At 50.9% G+C, this 24547-nt stretch carries 24 protein-coding genes; 15 read left to right on the top strand and 9 right to left on the bottom strand.

What is annotated here, in order from left to right; translation table 11 throughout:
• Positions 1–16 precede the first annotated feature (16 nt).
• From H9Q13_RS17190 to H9Q13_RS17205, 4 genes are all read left to right on the top strand, one after another.
• On the top strand, positions 17–1216 hold the full coding sequence (locus H9Q13_RS17190) for a homogentisate 1,2-dioxygenase (RefSeq protein WP_191185046.1): 1200 nt from the start codon (positions 17–19) through the stop codon (positions 1214–1216).
• A 144-nt stretch (positions 1217–1360) separates the two neighbouring features.
• Positions 1361–1888, top strand: a complete 528-nt coding sequence (locus tag H9Q13_RS17195; protein WP_191185047.1) for a hypothetical protein — start codon at positions 1361–1363, stop codon at positions 1886–1888.
• Between the two features lie 17 nt (positions 1889–1905).
• Positions 1906–2283, top strand: coding sequence for a co-chaperone GroES (locus tag H9Q13_RS17200; protein ID WP_191185048.1), 378 nt, complete (start codon positions 1906–1908; stop codon positions 2281–2283).
• Positions 2284–2491: 208 nt separating this feature from the next.
• On the top strand, positions 2492–5026 hold the full coding sequence (locus H9Q13_RS17205; protein ID WP_191185049.1) for a DUF5916 domain-containing protein: 2535 nt from the start codon (positions 2492–2494) through the stop codon (positions 5024–5026).
• An 82-nt stretch (positions 5027–5108) separates the two neighbouring features.
• Here H9Q13_RS17205 and H9Q13_RS17210 read toward each other — a convergent pair whose 3' ends face one another.
• The 8 genes from H9Q13_RS17210 to H9Q13_RS17245 all read right to left on the bottom strand — a co-directional run bounded on the left by H9Q13_RS17210 (position 5109) and on the right by H9Q13_RS17245 (position 15143).
• Positions 5109–5720, bottom strand: a complete 612-nt coding sequence (locus H9Q13_RS17210) for a hypothetical protein (RefSeq protein WP_191185050.1) — start codon at positions 5718–5720, stop codon at positions 5109–5111.
• Between the two features lie 163 nt (positions 5721–5883).
• Positions 5884–9645 (bottom strand): S8 family serine peptidase, encoded by a 3762-nt coding sequence (locus tag H9Q13_RS17215; protein ID WP_191185051.1) that lies wholly within the window; start codon positions 9643–9645, stop codon positions 5884–5886.
• Positions 9646–9842: 197 nt separating this feature from the next.
• On the bottom strand, positions 9843–10817 hold the full coding sequence (gene hemB / locus H9Q13_RS17220) for a porphobilinogen synthase (protein WP_191185052.1): 975 nt from the start codon (positions 10815–10817) through the stop codon (positions 9843–9845).
• Positions 10818–10984: 167 nt separating this feature from the next.
• Positions 10985–11245 (bottom strand): putative signal transducing protein, encoded by a 261-nt coding sequence (locus H9Q13_RS17225; protein WP_191185053.1) that lies wholly within the window; start codon positions 11243–11245, stop codon positions 10985–10987.
• Positions 11246–11368: 123 nt separating this feature from the next.
• Positions 11369–11854 carry a hypothetical protein gene (locus H9Q13_RS17230; RefSeq protein WP_191185054.1) on the bottom strand — a complete coding sequence of 162 codons (486 nt, stop codon included), beginning with the start codon at positions 11852–11854 and terminating at the stop codon, positions 11369–11371.
• Positions 11855–12388: 534 nt separating this feature from the next.
• Complete coding sequence (locus H9Q13_RS17235; RefSeq protein WP_191185055.1) at positions 12389–13135, bottom strand: CPBP family glutamic-type intramembrane protease; 747 nt, start codon at positions 13133–13135, stop codon at positions 12389–12391.
• 303 nt (positions 13136–13438) lie between these two features.
• Positions 13439–14680, bottom strand: a complete 1242-nt coding sequence (rocD, locus tag H9Q13_RS17240; RefSeq protein WP_191185056.1) for an ornithine--oxo-acid transaminase — start codon at positions 14678–14680, stop codon at positions 13439–13441.
• Positions 14681–14828: 148 nt separating this feature from the next.
• Positions 14829–15143: a hypothetical protein gene (locus H9Q13_RS17245; protein WP_191185057.1), complete on the bottom strand. Its 315-nt coding sequence runs from the start codon at positions 15141–15143 to the stop codon at positions 14829–14831.
• A gap of 147 nt (positions 15144–15290) precedes the next feature.
• On the opposite strand from H9Q13_RS17245, the gene H9Q13_RS17250 reads away from it, so the two are divergent.
• The 9 genes from H9Q13_RS17250 (at position 15291) to rimO (ending at position 21604) form a co-directional block, all read left to right on the top strand.
• A complete protein-coding gene (locus H9Q13_RS17250) occupies positions 15291–15464 on the top strand; it encodes a DUF5522 domain-containing protein (protein WP_224744370.1) in 174 nt (57 codons plus the stop codon).
• A gap of 143 nt (positions 15465–15607) precedes the next feature.
• Complete coding sequence (gene rpmB, locus H9Q13_RS17255) at positions 15608–15847, top strand: 50S ribosomal protein L28 (protein ID WP_018476578.1); 240 nt, start codon at positions 15608–15610, stop codon at positions 15845–15847.
• Entirely contained in the window at positions 15847–17463 is a 1617-nt protein-coding gene (locus H9Q13_RS17260; protein ID WP_191185058.1) for an aminopeptidase P family protein, read from the top strand. Before rpmB ends, H9Q13_RS17260 begins: the two co-directional genes overlap by 1 nt.
• Before the next feature lie 134 nt (positions 17464–17597).
• On the top strand, positions 17598–17786 hold the full coding sequence (gene rpmG, locus H9Q13_RS17265; protein ID WP_191185059.1) for a 50S ribosomal protein L33: 189 nt from the start codon (positions 17598–17600) through the stop codon (positions 17784–17786).
• A gap of 2 nt (positions 17787–17788) precedes the next feature.
• Positions 17789–17941, top strand: coding sequence for a DUF4295 domain-containing protein (locus tag H9Q13_RS17270; protein WP_191185060.1), 153 nt, complete (start codon positions 17789–17791; stop codon positions 17939–17941).
• Positions 17942–18055: 114 nt separating this feature from the next.
• Positions 18056–19015, top strand: coding sequence for a signal recognition particle-docking protein FtsY (gene ftsY, locus H9Q13_RS17275; protein ID WP_191185061.1), 960 nt, complete (start codon positions 18056–18058; stop codon positions 19013–19015).
• An 18-nt stretch (positions 19016–19033) separates the two neighbouring features.
• Entirely contained in the window at positions 19034–19549 is a 516-nt protein-coding gene (locus tag H9Q13_RS17280) for a carboxypeptidase regulatory-like domain-containing protein (RefSeq protein ID WP_191185062.1), read from the top strand.
• Positions 19550–19692: 143 nt separating this feature from the next.
• On the top strand, positions 19693–20109 hold the full coding sequence (locus tag H9Q13_RS17285; RefSeq protein WP_191185063.1) for a hypothetical protein: 417 nt from the start codon (positions 19693–19695) through the stop codon (positions 20107–20109).
• Positions 20110–20290: 181 nt separating this feature from the next.
• Positions 20291–21604 (top strand): 30S ribosomal protein S12 methylthiotransferase RimO, encoded by a 1314-nt coding sequence (gene rimO / locus H9Q13_RS17290; RefSeq protein ID WP_191185064.1) that lies wholly within the window; start codon positions 20291–20293, stop codon positions 21602–21604.
• Positions 21605–21740: 136 nt separating this feature from the next.
• Here the strand turns inward: rimO and H9Q13_RS17295 are convergent, their stop codons facing one another.
• A complete protein-coding gene (locus H9Q13_RS17295; RefSeq protein ID WP_262892286.1) occupies positions 21741–22121 on the bottom strand; it encodes a PH domain-containing protein in 381 nt (126 codons plus the stop codon).
• 189 nt (positions 22122–22310) lie between these two features.
• On the opposite strand from H9Q13_RS17295, the gene bshC reads away from it, so the two are divergent.
• Together bshC and H9Q13_RS17305 are read left to right on the top strand one after the other, a co-directional pair.
• Positions 22311–23969, top strand: coding sequence for a bacillithiol biosynthesis cysteine-adding enzyme BshC (bshC, locus tag H9Q13_RS17300; protein ID WP_224744371.1), 1659 nt, complete (start codon positions 22311–22313; stop codon positions 23967–23969).
• Positions 23969–24547 carry a 5-formyltetrahydrofolate cyclo-ligase gene (locus tag H9Q13_RS17305; protein WP_191185065.1) on the top strand — a complete coding sequence of 193 codons (579 nt, stop codon included), beginning with the start codon at positions 23969–23971 and terminating at the stop codon, positions 24545–24547. Before bshC ends, H9Q13_RS17305 begins: the two co-directional genes overlap by 1 nt.

Here is a 24547-nt window from a genome sequence, read left to right on the forward strand (position 1 = left end):
TAACCAAAGAGAAGGAATGGCTTATTATCACAGATTAGGCACAATCCCGCACAAACGGCATGTGCAGTTCAGGCAGGAGGACGGCAGTTTGTACGCAGAGCAGTTGGTGGGCACGCTGGGTTTCAGTGGTCTGTCGTCGCTGCTTTACCACAGGAATCCGCCAACGCGCATCACCCGCATCGAGGAGCCTATACCTTACGCACCTAAAAAAGCCGAAGGTATAAAGCTGGCGCCGCACCACCTGCGCACCCTTAACCTGACCACAACTGGCGCCGATTACCTGGATGCCCGCAAGACTATGATGCTCAACGGCGATGTAGCCATCAGCATCTGCAACCCTTCGGAGCGGAAAATGAACTACTACTACAAAAACGGTCAGGCCGATGAGGTGGTGTTTGTGCATGAGGGAAGTGGGGTACTGCTGTCGCAAATGGGCAAGCTGGAGTTCCGCGAGGGCGACTATATCGTGATTCCGCGTACCATCATCCACCAGTTTCATTTCAACGACGGGCCGGTGCGCCTGCTCATCACCGAGTCGTTCAGCCCGATCGAGACACCGCGTCGCTACCGCAACCATTTCGGTCAGCTGCTGGAGCACTCGCCGTTCTGTGAGCGCGACATCCGTGCGCCGCACGAGCTGATCGAGTACACCGAGGGTGGGGAGCACTTGGTGCAGATCAAAAAAGACGGCATGCTGCACCAGTATTACTACGATTTCAGTCCGTTTGACGTGGTGGGCTGGGATGGCTACTTTTATCCGTATGCGCTCTCCATTTACGATTTCGAGCCCATCACCGGCCGCATTCACCAGCCACCTCCCGTGCACCAGACGTTTGAGGCGCACAACTTCGTCATCTGTTCGTTTGTGCCGCGCTTGTTCGATTATCACCCGGAGTCTATACCTGCGCCATACAACCACTCCAACGTGGACTCGGACGAGGTGCTCTACTACGTGGCCGGAGACTTTATGTCGCGCAAGGGCGTGGACAGGGCCTCGTTCACGGTGCATCCGGGCGGTATACCGCATGGTCCGCACCCAGGCACCGTAGAGGCGAGTATCGGTAAGAAAGAGACACATGAGTATGCCGTGATGATCGATACCTTTAAACCGCTATACCTGACCGAGGAGGCTGTGGGGCTGATGGACAAGAACTACCCGTTGAGCTGGCTGGAAAATGGGCCGGACACGACCCGCGCCGCCGACATGTTTGACTAGGGTTTCCATACTCTCGATCATTTTTACTAATTTTGCACCCTGTGCAGGCAAACAGGAAGAGCAGCCCACAAAGCTGCTCTTCCTGTTATTGCTTTCCAGGTCTTTAAATAAATAAAAGAGAGTACATTACATTTTACCGTTTTTATGAAGCAATTACAACTGGCAGTGTTCGTGCTGCTTGCCTTTTTTGGAACATCCTGTGATAAGGTAGACGACCTGCTCACGTTCTACATTAACCAGGAGGAGACCATCCGTGTCGAGTCTAACTTCCCGATTGGCATCGTAACGCCGCTGTCGCCTATACCTGTTACCACAAACTCTGAGGAGACGTTCAAAAACAACAAGACGCGTGCCGAGCTGGTGAAGGACGTGAGCCTGAACAAACTCACGCTGACCATCGCCGACCCGGCCGGCGAGAACTTCGATTTTCTGCGCAGCATCGAGATTTACCTGAGCAGCGATAAAGGCGGCGAAACCAGAATCGCTTACCTGGACGAGGTGCCAAAGGGCTTAAAATCCATTGAGCTCAAGTCGACCAACGCCAAGCTCGACCAGTATATCAAAGGAGAAACCTATACCATCCGGACCAAGGCCGTCATAGGAAAGCCCATCACACGCGATATTTCCATTAAGGCCGCCATGCGCTTTAAAGTAACAGCAGACCCTATTTAATTATGCATACCTTATCAATGAGAATTTCAGAGAGTAACAAGCTGGAGAAGATCATCATCGTAGGCGACCGCGTACTGATCAAGCCGAAGACCTCGCGGGAGCAGACCAACAGCGGCTTATACCTGCCGCCTGGCGTACAGGAAAAGGAAAAAGTGCAGGAAGGCTACGTTATGAAGGTTGGTCCGGGCTATCCTATGCCGACCGATTACGGGTTCGACGATGAGCCCCTGGGAGAAGAGCAGGAGGCCGTGCGCTACCTGCCGCTGCAGTCCAGGGAAGGCGACCTGGCCATCTACCTGCAACGCGATGCCATCGAGATCAACTACATGGGGGAGAAGTACTTCATCGTGCCACAGTCGGCGGTGCTGATGCTGGTGCGGGAGGAGGATTTGTAACAGGCCCTGTTTCTCAAAATTTGGAGAGCGCTATACCTGCAGGTCAGGTATAGCGCTTTTTTGTTGACCCATTCATAGATAAATCCGGCCTGTTCACCCCATCACACTGCATGTTAGCAGTAATTTCGGACAATGAAGCAACCATTGCCGCCTGAAGCTCATCTATTCTATACCTTTGTTACTACGTTCACTATTGCCAAAATAATCTATGAATCAATTTTTACCGAAACCTGCGATTGTCTTGAAGGCTGTCTTCGCATTGGCTGTGCTGTTGCAGCAGCAGGTGTGGGCACAGGAAAAGAAAACCCCGGTTACACCTCAGCAAAAGCAACTGCAGGCGCTTCGCATCACAGAGCCTCTCAAAATCGATGGTAACCTGGACGAGCCGATCTGGCAGCAGGCCGAGATTGCCACCAATTTCATTCAGAACAGGCCGAACCCCGGTCCGCCCGAGGTGCATCCCACGCAAGTGCGCATTCTTTACGATGACGATGCCATCTATATCGGGGCTATCATGCAGGACGTGTCGCAGGACAGCATTTTAAAGCAGCTGGGCAAACGCGATGATTTCGGCAATACGGACTTTTTTGGTGTGTTCTTCGATACCTACAACGACCAGATCAACGGCTTCGGCTTTTTCCTGACTCCTGCCGGCGTGCAGCTCGACGCCCGCTACTCGTCCAATGGCGAAGACTTCTCCTGGAACGCGGTGTGGGAAAGCAATGCCAGCCTGCAGGGCAACGCCTGGGTAGCCGAAATGAAGATCCCGTACTCGGCACTGCGTTTCAGCAGCAAGCCGGAGCAACTCTGGGGAATCAACTTCATGCGTAACCGGCAGTCTACGCGGCAGGGTTATTTTTGGAACCATGTAGATCCGGCCATCAACGGCTTTGTAAACCAGTGGGGCAAACTGACAGGCATCAATAATGTGGAGGCACCGCTCAGGCTTTCGCTCACGCCCTATGTCTCAGGCTACGTCGAGAAATACCCGGTTCGCAATGGGGATGGCAGTACCTCCTACGACGAGAACTTCAACTTCAGCGGCGGTATGGACGTGAAGTACGGAATAAATGATGCCTTCACGCTCGACATGACCCTTATACCTGACTTCAGCCAGGTGCAATCCGACAACCAGGTGCTTAACCTGTCACCGTTCGAAGTACAGTTCAACGAAAACCGGCCCTTCTTCATGGAGGGCACAGAGCTTTTCAACAAAGGCGGTTTCCTGTACTCCCGCCGGATAGGCGGCAGGCCGGTTAATTTCCTGAATGCGAGAAAAGAACGGGAGCAGGGAAACACCGTGATCGAAAACCCACGCGAGACAAAGATGCTGAACGGCACCAAAATATCGGGCCGTACGCAATCAGGGTTAGGTATCGGCATATTCAATGCGGTGGTGGGCCGCCAGTATGCCACGCTGGAAGACAGCGAAGGCAACCAGTTCCGCAAAGAGACGCAGCCGCTCACCAATTACAACATCGCCGTTTTCGACCAGTCGCTCAAGAACAACTCGTATGTTACGCTGGTCAATACCAACGTGACGCGACAGGGAAGCACTTACGATGCCAACCTGACGGGCCTGCTGTTCAGGGTAGCCAACAAAGGCAATAAGTATGCGGTGAACGGCACGGCAGCCCTCAGCCAGCAGTATTTCAGCGATGACACCCGGCTAGGGCACATGTATAGCATTGGGGCAGGCAAAGTGAGCGGGAACTTTCAATACCGGTATACCCATTCCGTGAAATCTGACACCTACGACCCCAATGACCTGGGTATCAATTTTATCCGCAACAGTGTGGACGAAGACGTGAACTTCAGGTATAACATTTTTCAGCCCTTCTGGAAGCTGCTGAACATGAACACGCAGCTGGGAGCCCAGTACAGCCGCCGCTACAAGCCCGATGATTTTCAGAATTTCGTTATTTATGGTCGGGTAAGCGGCACCTTCAAGAATTTCATGAGCGCCGGCACCTTCTTCAACCTGGAGCCTGTCAAGACATACGATTTCTTCGAGCCGCGTGTAGAAGGCCGCTACTATGCCTTTCCTACCAACAGAAGCATCGGGGGCTGGTTGTCAACGGACTATCGCAAGAAGCTGGCCTTGGACATAGAACTGAACTACCGCGACTTCGATGAGTATGATCGCCGAAACTTCAGTTATTTTATCGCCCCGCGATACCGCGTGAACGATAAGCTGTCGTTTGTGTACAGTCTGAGCCGCAACATTCGCCTGGATGATATCGGCTATGCCAACCACTTCACCGATCAGACGGAGACAGGTATTGTACACCGCATTATTTTCGGAAAGCGGGATGTGAAAACCATCACCAACTCCCTGTCCAGTTCTTATATCTTTAACAACAAGATGTCGTTGTCGCTGCGGGCGCGACACTACTGGTCTAAAGCGGAGTACAACCGCTTCTTCCAACTGGGCCGCAGCGGCGAGCTGATGGCAGATGCCTACCCGGAAGGGTACTTTGCCGACAACCAGAAACCGACGCACAACATCAACTTCAACACCTTCAATATCGACATGGTGTACTCGTGGTGGTTTGCGCCGGGCAGCGAGATCAGCATTGTCTGGAAAAACTCCATACTGGAAAGCCAGGGAGATATCGTGCCTCGGTACCACAAGAACTTTAGCAACACAATCACGGGGCCGCAAACCAACAGCCTATCCGTAAAAGTGCTCTATTTCATAGATTACCAGATGCTGAAGAAGCGGGTTTTTAAAGCGTCTTAGAAAAACACCCCCAAAGAGAAGGCCCTGAACTCATAAAGTTCCGGGCCTTCTTGGTTTAGGTATGCCATGTGTGATCGCGATCTCAATTCAGAGGCTTTGTCAGGTCAAAGTCGGCACGGAAACGGAGTTGGTTGTCACGCTTGAGAATGTAGCTGAATGTTTTGCCGTCCGGGCTGAGCAGGAGTGTCCACTCGTTGGTGGAGGCCGCAGGTATAAGCTGGGCAGTATGGGCATCTGCCGGGAAGCGCATTTCACTGGCGTTGTCCGAGGCCAGGGCTATACCTCCGTACATGGTTATCTCGTCCGGCGTGCCGTCCTTGTGGCGGTGGTCATGCTTCAGTTGCAAGCCTTCTTGCATCTTCCGGATTACCCAGGTTCTGGACTTGTCCTCGCCTACATGGAAAGGTATACGGATGGTCGTATCGGAGCAAACCTGCACGTGCATAGTCAGCTCTTTGCCAGCAAACGGGTCCTTGTCATCGGCCGGGAAAACGGTGGTGCCCCTGAAGCTCGTGCCACATAGCTTGCTGAGCTCTGTAAAGAAAGCCTGTTGCGTTGCCGGAACCCGAGACTGCTGCACCGGCTGCTGTTGCGTTGTTGTGCTTTGATCGTTTGACGTGCTGCTGGCTTGCGGCTGTTGCGCACATGACGCAAACAGGAACACCAGGCCCAATCCAAATAGAAGATGCTTCATCGTGTTTATCTTGTTTATACTGCGGAAGATAGGCAGTCCGTTTGGGATTAGCAAAGCGCCAATCAGGTATAGTACCCTGCCTATACCTTACCCAGAACGGTAGAGAGCACCCAAAAAAAGCCCCGGCTTGCGGCCGGGGCTTTTGTCTGTCAGGGTATGCCAGTTATCGTTGCAGGACCAGCCTTTGGGTAAATGCCTGGTCGCCGAACTGCACACGCAGCAGGAATATACCCGAGGCCCGGCCCGACAAGTCGATGTCCGCCTCATAGAAGCCGTTGAAATTCCGTACCTGGCGGGTATAGATCAGGTTGCCCAGCATGTCCCGTACTTCCAGTTGCAGGTCTTCCCGGTTACTGGTCTCGAACTGAACTTTGAACACACCGTTGCTTGGATTAGGCGATGCCACCAGTTCCTTTTTCAGTTCGCGCCCGTTGGCTTGGTAAGCGAAGGTATAAGCCAGCGATATATCCGAAACGCAACCGTCCCATTGGGCCTGCACACTGTACTGACCGCTCTCCTTCGGAGTGAAAGTCTGGCTGGTAGCACCCGGTATAAGCTTGTTGTCGAGGTACCACTGGTTGCCATTTACTGCGCTCGACTTCAGGTTCAGACCGTCACGGGTTACAACAGGTTTGGCAATCGGGGTGCCGATTTTCACAGGCACTTCAATGCGTGGGCTTTTGCACCCAATGGCCCTGATTTTGAGGTCATAGAAGTAATAGTAATAGGTCAGCGGACCAGGGTTGGCCGTATTGCCGGTTATCTGAAACACATTGGCTATTCCAAACGGGTAGCCCGTCACGCCAACATTGTTACGGAAAATGGTAGCACCTTCTTCGTAGGATATGGCGATGCGGTATGTACCTGCCTCCGGCAGCTCCAACCCGATGTCATATACCTCGCCCTGGTCATTCGGGTCGTTGGGTTGAATGCCCGACGCAGGTGTGGTGCGGGTGGCCTTCACGTTCAGGGTTCTGGTGGACACGGGAGCCCCGTCTGCATTGAAGGCTGTGAAAGTAATCTTGCCCGAATTGCCAATGTAGAGCCTGGCACGCTCCAGCAGTACAGGAGCCGCTGTGGTCACGGTGACATCCGGCGAGAACTGGTTATATCCGCCATCGGCAGCAAAGTTTTTGGTTGCCGGGCCTACCGTGGCCGCAAAATCGTTGATGGCAGCGTAAAGTGTACTGCCAGCTTGCGGTATTGCTAAGCGGACCCCGTTGCCAGCCGCGATAGGCGTGGTGCTGGTAGCGGAGGTATACCAGAAAATACCGCCATTGCCAGTGCCAGTCAGGGTATAGCTAGGGTCGTTGCCACAGCGGGTCGCAACCGCCTGTGGCGCAGCGGTACCTCCACTCACACCAAAACTCCTGCTTGCCTGATTGTTCATGAGTACGGCATCATTTGGTAAACCCGAAGTGGCAACCAACTCATACGTAGCACCGGCTTCAGTGCCAAATTCGCCGGTCAGTACAAACTCATCCTCTGCAAATGGCTGAAGCGAGCGGGTATAAACGGCGGCAAGCGTCGCCACCTCAGCACCATTGCGTCGCACGCTCAACGTTACCGGAATGTTTGTCTGGGTAGCAGCGCCGTTGTTACGCAGTTTTACCACAAAGCTTTGTGTTGTGCCAGCACAGAGCGATGCCCCCACAGGAGCCACACTTTGCACGGCAATATCCCGGGCAGGTTTTACGAATTGCACGGTATAATCCTGGGTCTCGCCACGGGTATAGCTGCCGCACGATCTGATGCTGCTAGCATCAGAAGTCTCAGCCAGCACGATACGCAGGCGTGTGGTATACCCTGGGGTAATATTGTCTGGTGCTGTTATGGAGGCATTGAAAGTGCCGGTGCCACTGATCACGTCAGAAACCGCTACTTCCTCGCCCAGTTCATCGAAGCTGCCGTTGCCATTCCAGTCCACGTATACCTTGGCCATTTTGGCGGCGCTGCTTCCGCAGGAGCCCAGCTCAAAGGCTAAGACCTTGGTTTGGCTAGGCTCAAAGCTCAGCAGGGTTTGCGTTTGGGCACGGTAAGTGGCACAACCATCATAAGTTTGGGTACTGCCGTCGAATACCAATTTGTTGATAATAGCGCCTGAGTTCGAGCTTGGTGCGCTGACGCAGTAAGCCTTTCCGCCAATACCGCTCACCAGCAAAGAATAAGCCTGCGGGCGGTTATTCAGCGAACCTTTGTGTGACACTGTGATGGTATAGGTCTCACCTGGTATGGCGTTTGGAATGTAGACCTGCTCCACGTTGTCGCGGAAGTTATCGCCGCGCTGTGCCGGTTGGCTGGGCTGGTCAGGGTTCAGGATCCAGGGCATGGTGGTGGTGCCTTGATGAGAAACACGCACATCTAGGTCGTTGATGAGCCGTGGGCTTCGGCTGTTCAGGAAACTGGAGGTCACGGGATGGGCCACGCCCTCCGGGTCTGTCCACGAAATGGTCACCACAAGCGGGCCGGAGCCAGAGGCAACCACATCGAGGCGATACACCTGCTCGTGGGTCAAGGTGTTTTCACTGATCAGGTGTGTCTGTTTTGAATTGGTGATCACGTTGGCGGCCTTTTCGGCGTTCAGGAGTCCCCAGCCATAGACATAGTCAGGGCCCGGTGCCGAGCCGGCCTCATCGGCTGTGTGTATGGCCAAGCCCTTGAGCGTGGCGGCACGCATTACCTGGCCTTTGTTCAGGTTGGCGTAATGCTCCTGCAGCAGCAACATAGTGCCCGATACGTTAGGGGCTGACATGGAGGTGCCGTTGAGCGATTTGTAGGTCTTGTCGCTTTCGCTGGTAGAAGAGAGTACCGATACCCCGTTACCCACGATATCAGGTTTGATTCGGCCATCATCTGTTGGGCCCCAAGAACTGAAGGAAGAGATGGCCACATCAGAAGGTTTATTGTACCCGTTCGAAATGGGAGCGACAGCACCGACGGTCAGTATGTTCTTGGCGTTTCCGTATGTGGGTATATTGTCAAAGCCATTGTTGTTGCTGATGTTAGAAGGCCGCTGCGGTATGAGCGTGAAATTGCCACTGGCGTTGCGCTGGTAGTAAGGCTTGCCCACTTCAGGGCCGGTTTCTGCGCGGTTGTTGCCGGCAGACTTAACCATGAGCAGGTAAGGCGCATTGACAGCAATGCGATCCCAGCTGACAGAGGTCTCGTCATAGAAGCCGAATTTAAAATCCTCACTGGTGCTGATATCCGGGTTTCCCCACCATTCCCAGTACGGGTCCTCGTCGGTGCCTTTGCGTTCCGAATTGTAGCGCCAGCCGGAAATAGAGCCGTAGGAGTGGTTGGATACAAGCAGTTGGGTTTGGGCTGCTTCGGCTATCTCAGCCACATCGTTGTTAAAATCGTATGCCTGCAGTTTTTTCACGCCAAAAGCCATTCCTTTGACCAGTGCGTTCTGTCCGCTGGCGATCATGGTGCCGGCCACGTGCGTAGCGTGGTCGCTGAGTTTGGTCGCCTTGTCCTTTATTTCAACCCGGCCACGCAGCTCTATATGAGACTCCCGCACCAGCCCACCGTCCCAGACACCTATTTTATCTGAAACAGCACTGGCAGCGCCGCTGAGGTTGAGCCCCAGACTGCCGCCGGCCCATAGCTGATTTGTTTTGGTAGTGGCAGCCGCACGGGTGTTGTTATAGGTAATATAATACACGGGCATTCCGGAGGCATCAAGGCCCTGCAGGGAAATGTGGGTACCGTCTTTGTAAGTCCGCTCAATGTCCCAGCCATTCTTTTTGGCCAATGCAATAGCGGTTGCCCGGTTAGCTGCGTAGTTTTTGCTTTCTTCCGTAGCAATCCGTCCCAGTTCCTGCACGTTGGTGCGTGCGGGAAGCGAACGGCCATCCTGCGCGCTGCCGGCAGTTGTCGTCATCAAGGCCGCGGCCATAAGCCAAAGGCTCAATCCTTTCATAAAATAATAGGTAGGTAGTAGTTTATATCCTCTCAATATAACTAAAAGTGTGCGAATGACAAACTCGTTCAAAACCAAGCCAAAATTTTCTGCCAATTTCCTAAGATGGGCAACTGTTTTAAAACGGTAGATTTGATCATAAAAAAAGCGCCCCGGGTGTTCCCAGAGCGCTTTGGATGTGTGGCTACAGCAATTCTTTACTGCTGCATGTATTTGGCAAAATCCTTGGCGAAATAAGACAGGATGATGTCGGCACCGGCTCGCTTGATGCTCAGCAGGCTCTCCAGCATGGCTTTCTCACCGTCGATCCAACCTTTCAGTCCGGCGGCTTTCACCATGGCGTATTCCCCGCTCACGTTATAGGCGGCGATGGGCAGGTGCGAATTGTCGCGCAGGAGTTTGATGATATCCAGGTAGGCCAGGGCAGGCTTTACCATTAGGTAGTCGGCTCCTTCTTCAGTGTCCAATGCGGCTTCTATTAAAGCTTCACGGCTGTTGGCCGGGTTCATCTGGTAGGTTTTCTTGTCGCCCATTTTCGGGGCAGAGTCCAGGGCGTCGCGGAACGGACCGTAAAAGGCGCTCGCATACTTGGCGGTATAGCTCATGATGCCCACCTTATGGAAACCGTTCTCGTCGAGCACACGGCGTATGTGCCCTACGCGGCCGTCCATCATGTCGGATGGGCCCACAATGTCGGCGCCGGCCTGCGCCTGCGTGAGTGCCATTCTGCCCAGTACCTCCAGCGTCTCGTCGTTCACGATTTCACCATTGATGACAATGCCATCGTGCCCATCGGAGCTGTAGGGGTCCATGGCGACATCAGTCATCAGTACCACTTCCGGGAAGTTTTTCTTGATCTCGCGGATGGCTCTCGGGAACAGACCCTCCGGGTTCTCACTTTCTTTGGCGTACTTGTCTTTCAGGTTTTCGGGGATGCTCGGGAAAGGGGCGAAGGCTTTGATGCCCAAGTCTACGCAGGAGGCCACCTCATCGAGCAGGGTGTCGATGGAGTAGCGGTTGATACCCGGCATGGAAGCCACTTCAATCTTTTGGTTTTGGCCCTCGATAATAAAAAGCGGAAAAATGAAGTCGTTCAGTTCCAGGGCCGTTTCCTGCACCATGCTGCGGATGACTTCGTTATAGCGGTTTCGTCTTGGTCTTTTGGTGATCATAGTATAGCGCTTGCTCTAAAATGCTTCAACATGAGGTATACAGCAAAGGTACGGCTTATGCGGGGCAAAGCGAAGTTATACCTTGGAAATTGGTGTGTGCTATACCTTGAAGTCAGGGTGGCTATACCTGGTGTGTGAAATGTTTAGGAGCTTCTTTATAAGTTCCTCTAGGTGTCATCCCGATCAAACGCCGCTTCATCAAACCCATCTAAAAGCCGCTGCGCTTCCTGTTGGTCGTGGCTGGAGATGATAAGCCGCACCGGATTCATGCCACCCGAAGCGACCTGCCAGGGTGCGATGCTGCCCATGTGCTCGTTCTGCATGAACACATAAATGCCGTGGTTCTCGAGCATGTTCTTGATGACGGCTGCCCGGTGGAAGTCACCGGAGAAGATGACGATGGGGTTGGTTTGGTCAGAGTGGGGCATGTGTATGGGAAAGTTTGTAGATAACCTTTAAATCAATAGGTATGGTTGTCAAATAATATCAATATAGAAAAATGAGACGACCATTCCTAATGGGGTAAAGGATGGGAGGCTGAAATAGACCTTCTACTTTTCAGCGGCGGCTTCTATGAATTGGTACTGCTCATCAAAATCGGAGAAAATGGTAGTGGATTGGATGAGTTGATCTAGTCCTTGTCTGTCTACTTTCTGCAGCCAGCGGGCTACTTCATGTTTAGAAGTCGCATACCTGTACCAGCCAAGCGTATCTGGTTGGTAGAAGTCTGAAATGCTAGCCATAGAAACAAGTGTAGGAGCTTTTGCTCCATTGTCGGTGTGCCTCAGGTATTTTTCAGTGGAGTAGATCTCCCTGTAGTCCACTTGCATAGCTATTCCCTCATCGAACCAGACAGGTACACGGTATGTCATCATATACCATTTAAAGTTAGGGATACGGTCGAAGAGGGCAACATGAGCTAGTTCATGACTGATGATGTCTGTGTTAAGTCCTGTTTCGGTGACAACAACATGGCGACCAAATACGGTGAAGAAAGATTCTGCGTGTGCATTTCCTGTGGTGTATCGCTCCGCCATTTCTTGGTTATGGCAATATATTATTTTGGGTAGGTCAACTGTGCTATTCCAAAACTCTTCATTTCGGTTTTTGGCTTCGTGTATGATTACAAGAAGACTATCAACCAATTTATCGTCTAAGTCAGCTGCTACAAAGACCCGTGGTTGAACCTGTCTCAGATCAGAGTAGTCCACTAAGACCCCATTGGTATATTGCCAATTAGTAGAGACAAAAGCTATTGAGCATAAAATGGCAATGCTGAGTATTCCAATTCCAAGTTTAGTCCATCCGTTCTTCAATCTCATGATGCAAGTAATATTGTTAAAAACCCTTGAGAATTGCAACTAGGGCATTCCCAAGGGTTTTTAATTAAGATTAATTCTACTCAGGTGGATTAGTATTATCTAAGGCCTTTTTGCTAGTAGCACATCCTGTTAATAATAGTGCGCAACCTATTACGATAATAGGTATAATGCCATGATTCGTATCATATTGGCTAGAGCGGTGTTTGAATTGATTATGCTTTATATGAAGGGCACGATAATAAAGCAATTTTATGCTAAAGTTCTTAAAGATTGTATAAGGGTAACAAATCCATTAAGCATCATATGAAGTATGATAGCCCAATGTAGGCCCAATTTAATCCTGGCATGTCCAAAGATGATTGCACAAATAAAAAATTGAAGTACAATAAATGGGCTGAAAATTATTTTAATAATTGTTATTTCTCCAAAATTAAATAAGTGCAAATAAGCAAATAGTAAAACAGAGGAATAAAAGACTATGGGAAAATGGCTTTTCCATAAGTAGTTAAGCTTGGAGTAATTTTCTTTATTACTAAGATAATACCACATTAAGGTAGCGCAGAAGCAACTGCCCAAAATGTTATAATAAGCAATCGGGTGAGACAGTGAATACCTAAAGCCAGTGAAGCTGCATGCCAGTGTGTAGAATAGAAATCCAGATGATATTGTGAGGTTAATTTTTGAAAATACTAACAAAGTTCTAAATGCTAGTTCTTCAATAACTGGTGCACCAATAATAGAGATTATATAAAAACCGATTATACCGTATTTGTTAATAACTGAAGAGTCTGCAAAGTTTTGAAATCTTGGCATAACGCCACTTTTTTCCATAAGCACAGTTACTAGGGCAGCAAGAAATGAGCTTAGCAGTATTAAAAAGAAAGAATACTTTGTGTATCTAATTTTTGAATAAAAACACGTATTAGCTATCTTTTCTTGGTTTGGAGAAGCGGAAAAGTCTAAGAAAGCATTAAGATAGCTTGTATAATTTTTCATTCATTGATAGCTGAAAAGAGATCGTTTTCATGTGATATTGGTTGCAATTAGAGCGTTTGCAAGTATATCTATAATGAAAACTAATGCAAAATAAATATCAATATATATTGTATTAAGGATATATTAAAAAGTATTTAAATTGTCGTTGGTTGGCTTTTGGGTTGATTTACTTGATAATTGAATTTTAAAATCAAATAGATGCTTACATATCATCATTACAATTGGGTTAATTCAAATGCTATTAAAAACAAAAAGGCGAAGCCGCTACAGCCTCGCCTTTCATGCGTTTCAGGTATACCTGACTTAGAAGTTCATCACCACTCTTTCAATAATATCGCAGCACTCATGCAATTGCTCTTCGGTCATCACGAGCGGCGGCGCGAAGCGGATAATGTCACCGTGGGTTGGCTTGGCGAGCAGGCCGTTTTCCTTTAGCTCTACGCACACATCCCAGGCGGTGCGGCCGTCAGCGGCAGGCTTGATCACGATGGCATTGAGCAGGCCGCGACCTCTTACAAGTGTCACCACTTCCGGGCGTTTGGCCATCAGCTGGTTCATGCGGTCTCGGAAGATTTCGCCTAGTCTGTAGGCATTATCCACCAGGTTTTCTTCTTTGATCACCTCCAAAGCGGCAATGGCCACAGCCGCCGCCACCGGATTGCCACCAAAGGTAGAACCGTGCTCGCCTGGCTGAATGCAGAGCATGATGTCGTCGTCGGCCAGCACGCACGACACCGGCAGCACCCCGCCCGAAAGGGCCTTGCCCAGGATTAGGATATCGGCTTTCACATCGTCGTAGTAGCTGGCGAGTAGTTTGCCGGTACGGGCTATACCTGTCTGAATCTCGTCGGCCATGAGCAGCACATTGTACTCTTTGCAAAGTGCATGCGCCTTTGCCAGGTAACCCTCTTGCGGAACAACCACGCCTGCTTCGCCCTGTATCGGCTCTACCAGGAAGCCACACACGTTCGGGTTCTCTTTCAGGGCTGTCTCCAGTGCTTCCAGATCATTGTAAGGTATCACCTTATACCCTGGCATGTAAGGACCAAAGCCTTTGGTGGAATCCGGGTCGGTGGAGAAGGAGATGATACCCGTGGTGCGACCGTGGAAGTTATGCTCCACCACAATAATTTCAGCATTGTGCGGGGCAATGCCTTTCTTAAGATAACCCCACTTGCGGGCCAGCTTGATGGCGGTTTCCACCGCCTCAGCGCCGGAGTTCATGTAAAGCGACTTGTCGTAGCCGAACAGCTCGCAGATGTACTTCTCAGCTATACCCAGCTTATCGTTGTAGAAGGCGCGGGAAGTGAGCGTGAGTTGCTGCGCCTGCTCGATTAGGGCGTTGATGATGCGCGGGTGGCAATGGCCCTGGTTCACGGCGCTGTAGGCCGACAGGAAATCATAGTAGCGTTTTCCCTCCACGTCCCACAGGTATACGCCTTCGCCTTTGTTCAGCACCACCGGCAGCGGGTGGTAGTTGTGGGCGCCGTACTTTTCTTCGGTTTCGATAGCCTGCTGGCTGGAGGTGATGGATAGCGTGCTCATAGTTTATAGATTAAAAGCTGTTGTCCGGAACAAAGGGCAGAGCTGCGCCGCAGGCTGCAACTCCAGACCTATATTTACCGGGTTTCTTCTGAATTGTTGTAAATATAGTGAAAACAGCCTGAATTATACCTTTGGCAGAAAAGCGGTCCTAAGCCTGCCCGTTATCGCGCTGAAAACATTGCCGGAATACGGAGTAAAAGCCTTCTGCATCATACTCAGCATAGATGTTGGTCATGATGCCCAGCTTGTTATCCTCTGTCCGGAAACCGTATACCTCTTCTATCCCGCTTTGCGAGGAGGAGGAAGGTACCGTGTGGCGCTCGAGCAGCGTGAGTTGGGTAGGGGAAATGGCCTTGCTCAGTTCGGAGCAGTATACCTGCTGGTGCTGTATGCTGAAGGTGTTCACGAAGCCACGGGCTCGCATTTCGCTCACGGCCTCGCCTAATGTATTGAAACTTGTCATGGGCTTGCAATCGTTTGACGTACAGAGTTACCTATATAGAGACTACTCTTTAATAACGTATGGCACACGGAACGAAGGAGGACGCGCGCGGAATTTTGGCGAGCGGCATAAATTTGCAGATATTTGGTGTTTAAAAAGAAGTATAGCTTGAGCAAACTGATAGAAGGCGAGGATTTTTACGTGGAACGGGGGCTGATGGTGCTGACGGCCAAGTACCTGCTAAAGCGTGGCTACTGCTGCAAGAATGCCTGCCGAAATTGTCCCTACGGGTTCAGCAAAAAGAAAAAAGAAGCGGCTGCCGAAGGCCCGGATAAGGTATAGCGATCAGTCAAAGCACTGTTTTAAATCGCTTCCGGGCTGGATACGAGCGTGTTTTGTTAAAAATATCTGGTATGCTTTTGAATTTCTGTATCTTTTTGCAGATATTTGCACCCCTATTGAAATAATTTAGAAGAAAATACACGATGGCACGAGTTTGCGATTTAACCGGAAAAAGAGTACAAGTAGGAAATAACGTTTCTCACGCTAACAATAAGACGAAGCGTAAGTTCTATCCAAACCTTCAGAAGAAGCGTTTTTACATCCCTGAGGAAGATGCTTGGGTAACCCTTAAAGTTTCTACTTCAGCATTGAGAACCATCAACAAGAATGGCATCTCTGCAGTGCTGAAGAAGGCTGTTGAGCAGGGCTACATTATGTACTAATGGCAGCCTTCCGGCTGTGTGCATTGTTTCTCTTGCTGTCTTTGACGGCAGCAGCGCAACCGCATGCAAGCTCGGGAAAGCCATCTGATACTTTAGATAAAGATTTTCACCGGCAACGGAGAGAGGTGTTGCGGCAACAGCTGCCCCCTCGCTCCGTTGCCGTTCTTTTTGCCAGTCCCGTGCGCAACCGCGCCAACGACGTGGACTACTACTACCATCCCGACCCGGACTTTTATTACCTGACCGGGTATAAGGAGCCGAACGCGGTGCTACTGCTTTTTCAGAGTCCGCAAAGCGTGAACGGCAGGCAGGTGCAGGAAGTGCTCTTTGTGCAGCCCAGCGACGAGCTGCAGGAGCTTTGGAACGGCAAGCGCCTCGGCGTGGCAGGAGCTGCCAAGGAGCTAGGTATAACTACATTGGCCAATGCCGATTTCGCCGGTTTCAAGCTTGATACGGCCCATTTGCAGCATATTCTTGTGAAGGAGCTGCCGCATGATGTGCGCGACGATGCCGCTGACGAAACCGACCTGTATAGCCTGATCAGGCAGTTTCAGCACAAAGTAAACTACCCCGCCGACTTTAATGCCACGCGCAGCATGCTATATAGTGTGGTGCGGGCTCAAGGCCTGGCGCAAGCCGATGGCGTAACAGCCTATGTGCAGGAATCTATACAGCGGCAACCGGATTTACAGAGTGATAAGAACCTGCAAGCTTACCTGCAGGCAAAAGACATGCGCTCCCGTACCCAGGCCATCGCCGCTATACCTGACCTGAAGCTTGACGCCTTCACGCTTGGTCAGCTGCTGGACGAAATGCGGGAAGTAAAGACAGCGGAGGAGATCAAACTGCTGCGAAAAGCCGTCACCATGTCGGCCGTTGGGCAGGTGGAAGTGATGAAGGCCATGAAGCCGGGTATGTCGGAGATGGAGCTGCAGGGTATACATGAGTTTGTTTTCAAGAAATACGGGGCGCAGCATGTGGGCTACCCTTCCATCGTAGGGGCCGGCAACAATGGCTGTGTGCTGCACTATATTGCCAGCGCCAAGCCGGCCGTATCGGGTCAGGAACTGGTGCTGATGGATGTGGGAGCCGAGTACCTGGGCTATACTGCCGATGTGACCCGCACCATACCTGCGAGTGGCAAGTTCACGAAAGAGCAAAAGGCCATTTACGAACTGGTGCTGAAGGCACAGGAGGCAGGCTTCCAGCAGTGCAGGGTAGGCAATGCTTTTGAGGCGCCGCACCAGGCAGCACAGGAGGTTATAGCCAATGGACTGGTGAAGCTGGGCGTGATCAAAAACAGGGCAGAGGCGCAGCGCTACTTTCCGCACGGCACATCCCACTACCTGGGGCTGGATGTGCACGACCGCGGCAGCTATGGTCCTTTCCGGGCCAACACGGTGATCACGGTGGAGCCAGGCATTTACATACCGGAGGGAAGCCCCTGTGATAAGAAGTGGTGGGGCATCGGCGTCCGCATAGAAGATGATATTCTGATTACCGAAAAAGGCTGGGAGAACCTCTCGAAGCTGGCACCCCGCACGGTAGAGGAGATCGAGAAAACAATGGCACAGCCCAGCGCATTGGATGGTTTCAAGCTCCCAATGCTCGATTAAGAGGCGCTAAAAACGCGTATAAAGCCTGTCTGCAAGGGGATGGAAAAAGCTTCTGCAGAAAAATTTATACATTGTTTGTAATTAGAGATTTAAGCTTGTATATTTGCAGTCCTAAATAAAAATTTACTGTTGAGATGGCTAAAAAAGCAAAAGGTAATAGAATCCAGGTAATAATGGAGTGCACAGAGCATAAAGCGACTGGCATGCCTGGTACTTCAAGGTACATCACTACCAAAAACAGAAAGAACACTCCGGAGCGTCTTGAGCTGAAGAAGTTTAACCCTGTGTTGAAAAAAGTTACTGTACATAAAGAAATTAAATAACCATGGCTAAGAAGGTAGTTGCAACCCTAAAGACCTCTACAGGTAAAGATTGGGCAAAAGTGATCAAAGCCGTTAAGTCTCCAAAAACTGGTGCTTACAGCTTTAAGGAAGAAATGGTGCCTGTTGACAAAGTGCAGGATTATCTTGCAAAATAATACAGCCTACTCTACTATACATAGATAGAATAAATGAAGAAGTCCCTTTACTGGGACTTTTTTAGTATATTACCGTATCACACCGAGATAGTCTTCACCCTACAAAACACGCAGATGGGAATTTTTGACTTTTTCAGCAAAGAGCAGAAGAAAGAATCGCTTGACAAAGGACTGGAGAAAACCAAAACCAGCTTTTTCGGGCAATTGAGCAAAGCAGTCGTTGGCAAATCCACAGTAGACGTGGAGGTGCTGGACGAACTGGAGGAAATTCTGGTACATGCGGATGTGGGGGTAGAGACAACGGTGAAGATCATTGATCGCATTGAAAAGCGTGTGGCCCGCGACAAATACGTGAGCACCAGCGAGCTCGATAACATTTTGCGTGAGGAGATTGCCGCCCTGCTGGAGGAGAACCGTGCCGGCGACGGCGCCCACTTCGATTTGCCTGCCAATATCAAACCCTATGTGATCATGGTAGTGGGTGTAAATGGCGTGGGCAAGACCACTACCATTGGCAAACTGGCCGCGCAATTCCACAAAGCCGGCAAAAAAGTGGTGCTGGGTGCTGCCGATACCTTCCGTGCTGCCGCCGTGGATCAGCTGATCATCTGGGGGGAGCGTGTGGGCGTGCCGGTAATATCGCATGGCATGAACACCGATCCAGCCTCCGTGGCCTATGATGCCGTAAAGAAGGGAGTGGAACTGGACGCTGATGTGGTGATCATTGACACGGCCGGTCGACTGCACAACAAGGTGGGCCTGATGAACGAGCTCTCGAAGATCAAGCGTGTGATGCAAAAGATTACGGCAGATACACCGCACGAGGTATTGTTGGTGCTGGATGGCAGTACAGGCCAAAACGCATTGCTTCAGGCACGCGAGTTCACCAAAGCAACCGACGTAACCTCTCTGGCGATAACCAAGCTGGACGGCACGGCCAAAGGGGGGGTGGTGATCGGTATATCAGATGAGTTTAAGATCCCGGTGAAGTACATTGGGGTAGGCGAGAAGATAGAGGACCTGCAGCTGTTCGACAAGCACGAGTTTGTGAACTCCTTCTTCTCCCGTAAATAGATATTAGCTGTTGCCAGTATGGGAAAATTGCTGTTGATAGGGCTGTCACTGTTGCTGACCTTCTGTAATGGTACCCGAAAAACATCGGGGCAGCAGGGCGAAGCGCTAGACACGCAGCAGGAAATGAAAACTCAAACGGGGCAGCAAATGCAGATCAAGCAAGGTATACAGGGGCAGGTGCTTTGGGAAGCAGGCAACCAAATGCCTTCTCCGGACGCTCCCATCAGCAGCGGACGCCGTGGCGTAGAGCGCACCGTATACGTCTATGAGCTAACCCACAGTTCACAAACCACATCCAAAGACGGTGTTTTCCACACCGCCATCCAAACCAAACTGGTTGCGCAGGTTAAAGCAGATGCGAACGGCAACTTTGCTATTGCCTTGGCCCCTGGCAGGTATAGCCTATTCACAAAAGAGGAATCTGGGCTGTTTGCCAACCTCTTCGACGGACAAATGAATATTTTCCCTGTAACAGTGAACGAAGGCGAAGTAACCACAGTGGAGTTTCTGGTAAATTACAACGCGTCTTACTAGGTTTCACTACAGTTAATGGTCACTTTACAGGTTATCTGTTAGATAACCACTGTTTTCTGTAAAACTAAACCGTCCCTGCCCCAGCATCCCCAAGCTATAAACAACCTTCAAAGAAAGATTTACTCTTAAGAGCAGGTCCCGTTATGGCAGCAAGTGATGACAAGATGGTGGTGGAATACGAGGAAAGCACTGGTATTCTGAGCGTGAAATGGTCGGATGAGCTCAGTGTGGAGTCAAGCCATTTCCAGGAAACCATTGCATCTTTGTTTGGCACAATCATAGACAAGAAAGTCGTCAGCCTGATCGTGGACTCCGGGACCCCGTCCGGTGGCGTACTTACCGAGCAAGTCATCTCCCAATTCATACAGCACATACCCGGCACTCCCCTGCGCAACATCGCTATTCTGGAGTCGACAGATTACCTTTGGGATTATAACCTGGTGCAGGTAATCAAGCTGCTTGTGTCCAGCTACGACTTGCCTATTGCAGTGGAACTGATGAAAGGAAGCGCAGCTGCCAGAAAATGGATCGCTTCGGAAGCAACAGATCAGCTTCAGTAAGCCGGGTGCCTGTGTGCAGCGATATTTTCAATCCTGACAAACAAATCAAAGCTCACCTTGGCGGGCAGTTCTTTTATTACCCAAACATGTTGTACTTTTGCAGTTCATTTGCCCGATCGAACTAATGCAAAGCCACAATGGTTGTGAGTGATTGGGAATTACCGCGCTAATACATAGATAAGTGAAAGTAAGAAGTTTAAAGAAAGACAAGGTAAACGTTATCACGCTGGGTTGCTCAAAGAACCTGGTGGATTCGGAAGTGCTGATGGGGCAACTGCGTGCCAACGATCTGGAGGTGGCGCATGAGTCTGAAAAAGACGATTCGAATATCATCATCGTGAACACCTGCGGCTTTATAGACAACGCCAAGCAAGAATCCATCGATACCATTCTGCGCTATGCCGAAGCCAAGGAGGCTGGTCAGATAGACAAGCTCTACGTGACAGGCTGTTTATCGCAGCGCTACAAAGACTCGCTGGAGCAGGAGATTCCGCAAGTGGATGCCTACTTCGGTACGCTCGAAATGCCGCAGCTCCTCAAAAAGCTGGAGGCTGATTACAAGCATGAGTTGATTGGCGAGCGTCTGATCACAACGCCTTCTCATTACGCTTATTTCAAGATCGCCGAGGGTTGCAACCGCCCTTGCTCTTTCTGTGCTATACCGCTTATGCGCGGCAAGCACGTAGACCGTCCCATCGAGGATTTAGTGAAAGAAGCCAAGCGACTGGCCAGCATGGGTACCAAAGAACTGGTACTGATAGCCCAGGATTTGACCTACTACGGACTGCAGCATTATGGCGAGCGCAAGCTGGCTGATTTGCTCCGAAACCTTTCCGACGTGAATGGCATTGAGTGGATCCGTATGCAATATGCCTACCCGTCGCAGTTTCCGATGGAGGTATTCGATGTGATGAACGAGCGGGAGAACATCTGCAAGTACATGGACATGCCACTGCAGCACATCTCAGACAACATGCTCAAGACGATGCGCCGTGGCATCAGCAAGCGCCGCACCATCGAGCTCGTAGATACCATTCGGCAGCGTGTCCCCGATATTGCCTTGAGAACAACCTTGATAGCCGGTCACCCTGGTGAGACGGATCAGGATTTTCAGGAGCTTTATGATTGGGTGGAGGCAACCCGCTTTGATCGACTGGGCATATTCACATACTCACACGAAGAAAACACGCACTCCCATACCCTGGAAGACAATGTGCCGGATGAGGTGAAGCAGGAGCGTGCCGACGCCATCATGGAGTTGCAGCAAGGTATATCCGTGGAGATGAATGAGGCCAAGGTTGGCAATACCTACAAAGTGCTGTTCGACCGGAAAGAGAGCGGTTATTTTGTGGGCCGTACCCAGTACGATTCTCCTGAGGTAGACAACGAGGTGCTTGTGCCGGCTGACAGCCAGTATGTGCGACTGGGCGACTTCGCCAATGTGAAGATCACCGACTCTTCGGACTTCGACCTTTACGGGGAAGTAGTATATTAGAAGCAAGACTTCAGATACAACACATAAGATTAAAAAAGGGTACGGGAAAATTTTCCTGTACCCTTTTTTATTGAACAAGTTTTATGAAGTGAAATCCTCGGGCCAATTGAGAAACCGGTAATTGAGGTTTTGCGGCTTACCCTAACACATACTGGCTCAGTACCTTATAGGCCTCGTTTACATTGTCGCCTTTCCGGAATTGCTGTTTAATAGTAGGCGTGGCCTCGCCGGTTAGCCAGATCTTGAGCTCAGCGTCGAAATCGAGCATGCCGGCGCTCTCCTTGGAAAACATCTTGATGCTACTGTAGGGTACGCTCTGGTACTCAATTTTAGAGCCTGTGATGCCCTGCTTGTTCACCACAATCAGGCGCTTGTTGGTAAACACCAGCATATCGCGGATCAAGCGAAAGGCTTTTTCGATGCTTTCGTCGTGCAGCAGAATCGGTTGAAATTCTTTGGTGAGTTTTTCGACGGGTACTGCCGAAGCATGTCCCATTATTCCGTCTAGAAGGCCCATATCTTTCTGTCTAAGTTTTGAATTGCGGATATATACGCATAATTCAAGGAAGCGCTTAAACACATAAAGGGAAAGGGTGGCCGCAAATCAAGGTAAGCGCGAATCTTATGCTCTGAAAATTCTGATTCTATCCGCTTATACCTGTTTTCTATCGTATCAGCTATATATCAAAACTAAAAAACACGTACTTTGTGGCTATACCTACGCAACAGGCGCTTTGCCGTACCGCATAGGTATAGCCACACAGCGCAGAGCCACAAAATACAGCAGATGGAAGTAACGGATATGAAAATCACCAAGGTAGACTATGCCGCTACCGGCGCCTTCTCCCAAACGATAGCAGATTACCTGTCGCAAAGCGAAAAACTACAGGGCTTCTACCATCGCTTCCCGACGCTGGAGGCATTCGGAGCGCAGTTGGAGGAGAAAACGTTCACTGCGGAGCAGCGCCATACCTTACACCAGGCCTTGCAGGAGCAGTATGGTTCTGTGGCGGACATTCATCCTGCCGTACAGCAAAACCTGGCGCTGCTGCAGCAGCCCAACACCTATACCATCACGACCGGGCATCAGTTGAACATTTTCACGGGGCCGCTATACTTTGTGTATAAGATCGTGACGGCAATCAATACCTGCCGCCAACTGCAGGCGCAATACCCGGATTACAACTTCGTGCCCGTTTACTGGATGGCTACCGAAGACCATGACTTTGCAGAAATCAACCACTTCAACCTGTTTGGCAAACGCTATACCTGGGAGTCGGAGCAGACAGGGGCTGTAGGGCGCTTCTCCACAGCCGGGCTCGAGAAGGTGCTGGAAGAATTGCCGGAAGCCTTCCCGGTATTTGAGGAAGCCTACCGCAACAGCAAGAACCTGGCCGACGCCACACGTGCCATCACACATGCCTTGTTTGGTGAATATGGCTTGGTCAGCATAGACGGAGACCACCAAGACCTTAAAAAGGAATTTATACCTGTGGTGGAAAAAGAGCTGACCGAGCAACTATCTAATAAGTTGGTGGAAGATGCTAATGTGCAATTGGAGCAACTAGGGTATAAGGCGCAGGTGTTTTCCCGCGAGATCAACCTGTTTTACCTGCAGGACGGTATACGGGGGCGAATCGTGCAAGCAGACGATTCCTATAAGGTGCTCAACACTGACTTTAGCTTCACGCAGTCAGAAATATTGGAGGAAGCCAAGCAGCACCCGGAGCGCTTCAGCCCGAATGTGATCTTGCGGCCGCTTTATGAGGAGATGATATTGCCGAACCTGGCCTACATAGGCGGCGGGGCAGAAGTGGCATACTGGTTCCAGCTGCGCAAGGTGTTCGATACGTATCAGGTCACTTTCCCGCTCATCATGCTGCGCAACTCGGCCCTGTACATCAGTAAGCCCAACGCCAACCGCATGCAAAAACTAGGCTTGCAACCGCTCGATCTTTTCCAGGATTATCAGGAACTGAAAAAGCAGCTTTCGGCGCAACTGCACGAAGAGGAGATCAGTCTGGAGGCACAGCGGGAGGCCGTGGCCAAAGCATTCAAACAGGTGGAGGAGTTGGCCGAAGTAATAGACCCGACCCTGGTGAGAGCTGTAGCGGCGGAGCAGCAGAAGTCCTGCAACTCGCTGCAGATGCTCGAGAAGAAGCTCTCCAAAGCCCGCGACAGCAAGCACGAACAGACATTTAAGCAACTCGAGAACCTCAAGGATAAGCTCTTCCCCAACGGCAGCCTGCAGGAGCGTCAGGACAACCTGCTCTCTTACCAGACCAACCACCCCAACTTTATACCTGCCCTGATTGATGCCTTCGATCCGCTGGAGTTCAAATTCACGATACTGGAAGAGGAATAATGCACAAAGCAGAGCTGCGTAAAACCATGCTGCAACGCCGGCGGGCCCTGTCTATAGATGATGTCGCCGTCAGAAGCCAGCGTATAGCCGATCTGTTCTTTGAGCACTTTCCGCTCAAGGCCGGGCAGACGGTGCATGTCTTCCTGCCGATCATCAAAAACAACGAGGTAAACACTTGGATTATCATTGAGCGGCTACGGCTGGAGCACCCCGAAGTCCGGGTAGTGGTGCCTGTGACAGACGCAGCCCAAAACGTGCTGACCCATCATCGGCTGACCCAAGAATCGGTGTTGGTGGAAAATGCGTGGGGTATACCGGAGCCAAAGGACGCGCAAATTATACAGGCCGTAGAGGTCGACCTGGTGCTGATTCCTTTGCTGGCCTTCGATAGGACTGGCCATCGGGTAGGGTATGGCAAGGGGTTTTACGACCGCTTTCTGGCCGAGTGCCGCCCAGATGTAATCAAAGTGGGGTTGTCGCTGGAGCCGCCCATAGAGCGAATTGCAGACCCCAATGCCTTTGACGTGCCGCTTGACTACGCGATAACCCCACAGGGGGTGTGGCCCGAACAAGCGTAG

The sequence above is a fragment of the Pontibacter aquaedesilientis genome (genome assembly GCF_014773225.1).
In the GTDB taxonomy this organism is placed as follows: domain Bacteria; phylum Bacteroidota; class Bacteroidia; order Cytophagales; family Hymenobacteraceae; genus Pontibacter; species Pontibacter aquaedesilientis.

Coding starts and splice junctions, on each gene's coding strand:
- H9Q13_RS17215 (WP_191185051.1), bottom strand. CDS start 9,645: ATGAAAGGATTGAGCCTTTGGCTTATGGCCGCGGCCTTGATGACGACA.
- H9Q13_RS17235 (WP_191185055.1), bottom strand. CDS start 13,135: ATGAAAAATTATACAAGCTATCTTAATGCTTTCTTAGACTTTTCCGCT.
- ftsY (WP_191185061.1), top strand. CDS start 18,056: ATGGGAATTTTTGACTTTTTCAGCAAAGAGCAGAAGAAAGAATCGCTT.
- H9Q13_RS17260 (WP_191185058.1), top strand. CDS start 15,847: ATGGCAGCCTTCCGGCTGTGTGCATTGTTTCTCTTGCTGTCTTTGACG.
- H9Q13_RS17280 (WP_191185062.1), top strand. CDS start 19,034: ATGGGAAAATTGCTGTTGATAGGGCTGTCACTGTTGCTGACCTTCTGT.
- H9Q13_RS17210 (WP_191185050.1), bottom strand. CDS start 5,720: ATGAAGCATCTTCTATTTGGATTGGGCCTGGTGTTCCTGTTTGCGTCA.
- H9Q13_RS17190 (WP_191185046.1), top strand. CDS start 17: ATGGCTTATTATCACAGATTAGGCACAATCCCGCACAAACGGCATGTG.
- H9Q13_RS17230 (WP_191185054.1), bottom strand. CDS start 11,854: ATGGCGGAGCGATACACCACAGGAAATGCACACGCAGAATCTTTCTTC.
- H9Q13_RS17305 (WP_191185065.1), top strand. CDS start 23,969: ATGCACAAAGCAGAGCTGCGTAAAACCATGCTGCAACGCCGGCGGGCC.
- H9Q13_RS17205 (WP_191185049.1), top strand. CDS start 2,492: ATGAATCAATTTTTACCGAAACCTGCGATTGTCTTGAAGGCTGTCTTC.
- hemB (WP_191185052.1), bottom strand. CDS start 10,817: ATGATCACCAAAAGACCAAGACGAAACCGCTATAACGAAGTCATCCGC.
- rpmG (WP_191185059.1), top strand. CDS start 17,598: ATGGCTAAAAAAGCAAAAGGTAATAGAATCCAGGTAATAATGGAGTGC.
- H9Q13_RS17195 (WP_191185047.1), top strand. CDS start 1,361: ATGAAGCAATTACAACTGGCAGTGTTCGTGCTGCTTGCCTTTTTTGGA.
- H9Q13_RS17295 (WP_262892286.1), bottom strand. CDS start 22,121: ATGGGCCTTCTAGACGGAATAATGGGACATGCTTCGGCAGTACCCGTC.
- rocD (WP_191185056.1), bottom strand. CDS start 14,680: ATGAGCACGCTATCCATCACCTCCAGCCAGCAGGCTATCGAAACCGAA.
- H9Q13_RS17245 (WP_191185057.1), bottom strand. CDS start 15,143: ATGACAAGTTTCAATACATTAGGCGAGGCCGTGAGCGAAATGCGAGCC.
- H9Q13_RS17200 (WP_191185048.1), top strand. CDS start 1,906: ATGAGAATTTCAGAGAGTAACAAGCTGGAGAAGATCATCATCGTAGGC.
- H9Q13_RS17270 (WP_191185060.1), top strand. CDS start 17,789: ATGGCTAAGAAGGTAGTTGCAACCCTAAAGACCTCTACAGGTAAAGAT.
- H9Q13_RS17285 (WP_191185063.1), top strand. CDS start 19,693: ATGGCAGCAAGTGATGACAAGATGGTGGTGGAATACGAGGAAAGCACT.
- rpmB (WP_018476578.1), top strand. CDS start 15,608: ATGGCACGAGTTTGCGATTTAACCGGAAAAAGAGTACAAGTAGGAAAT.
- H9Q13_RS17225 (WP_191185053.1), bottom strand. CDS start 11,245: ATGCCCCACTCTGACCAAACCAACCCCATCGTCATCTTCTCCGGTGAC.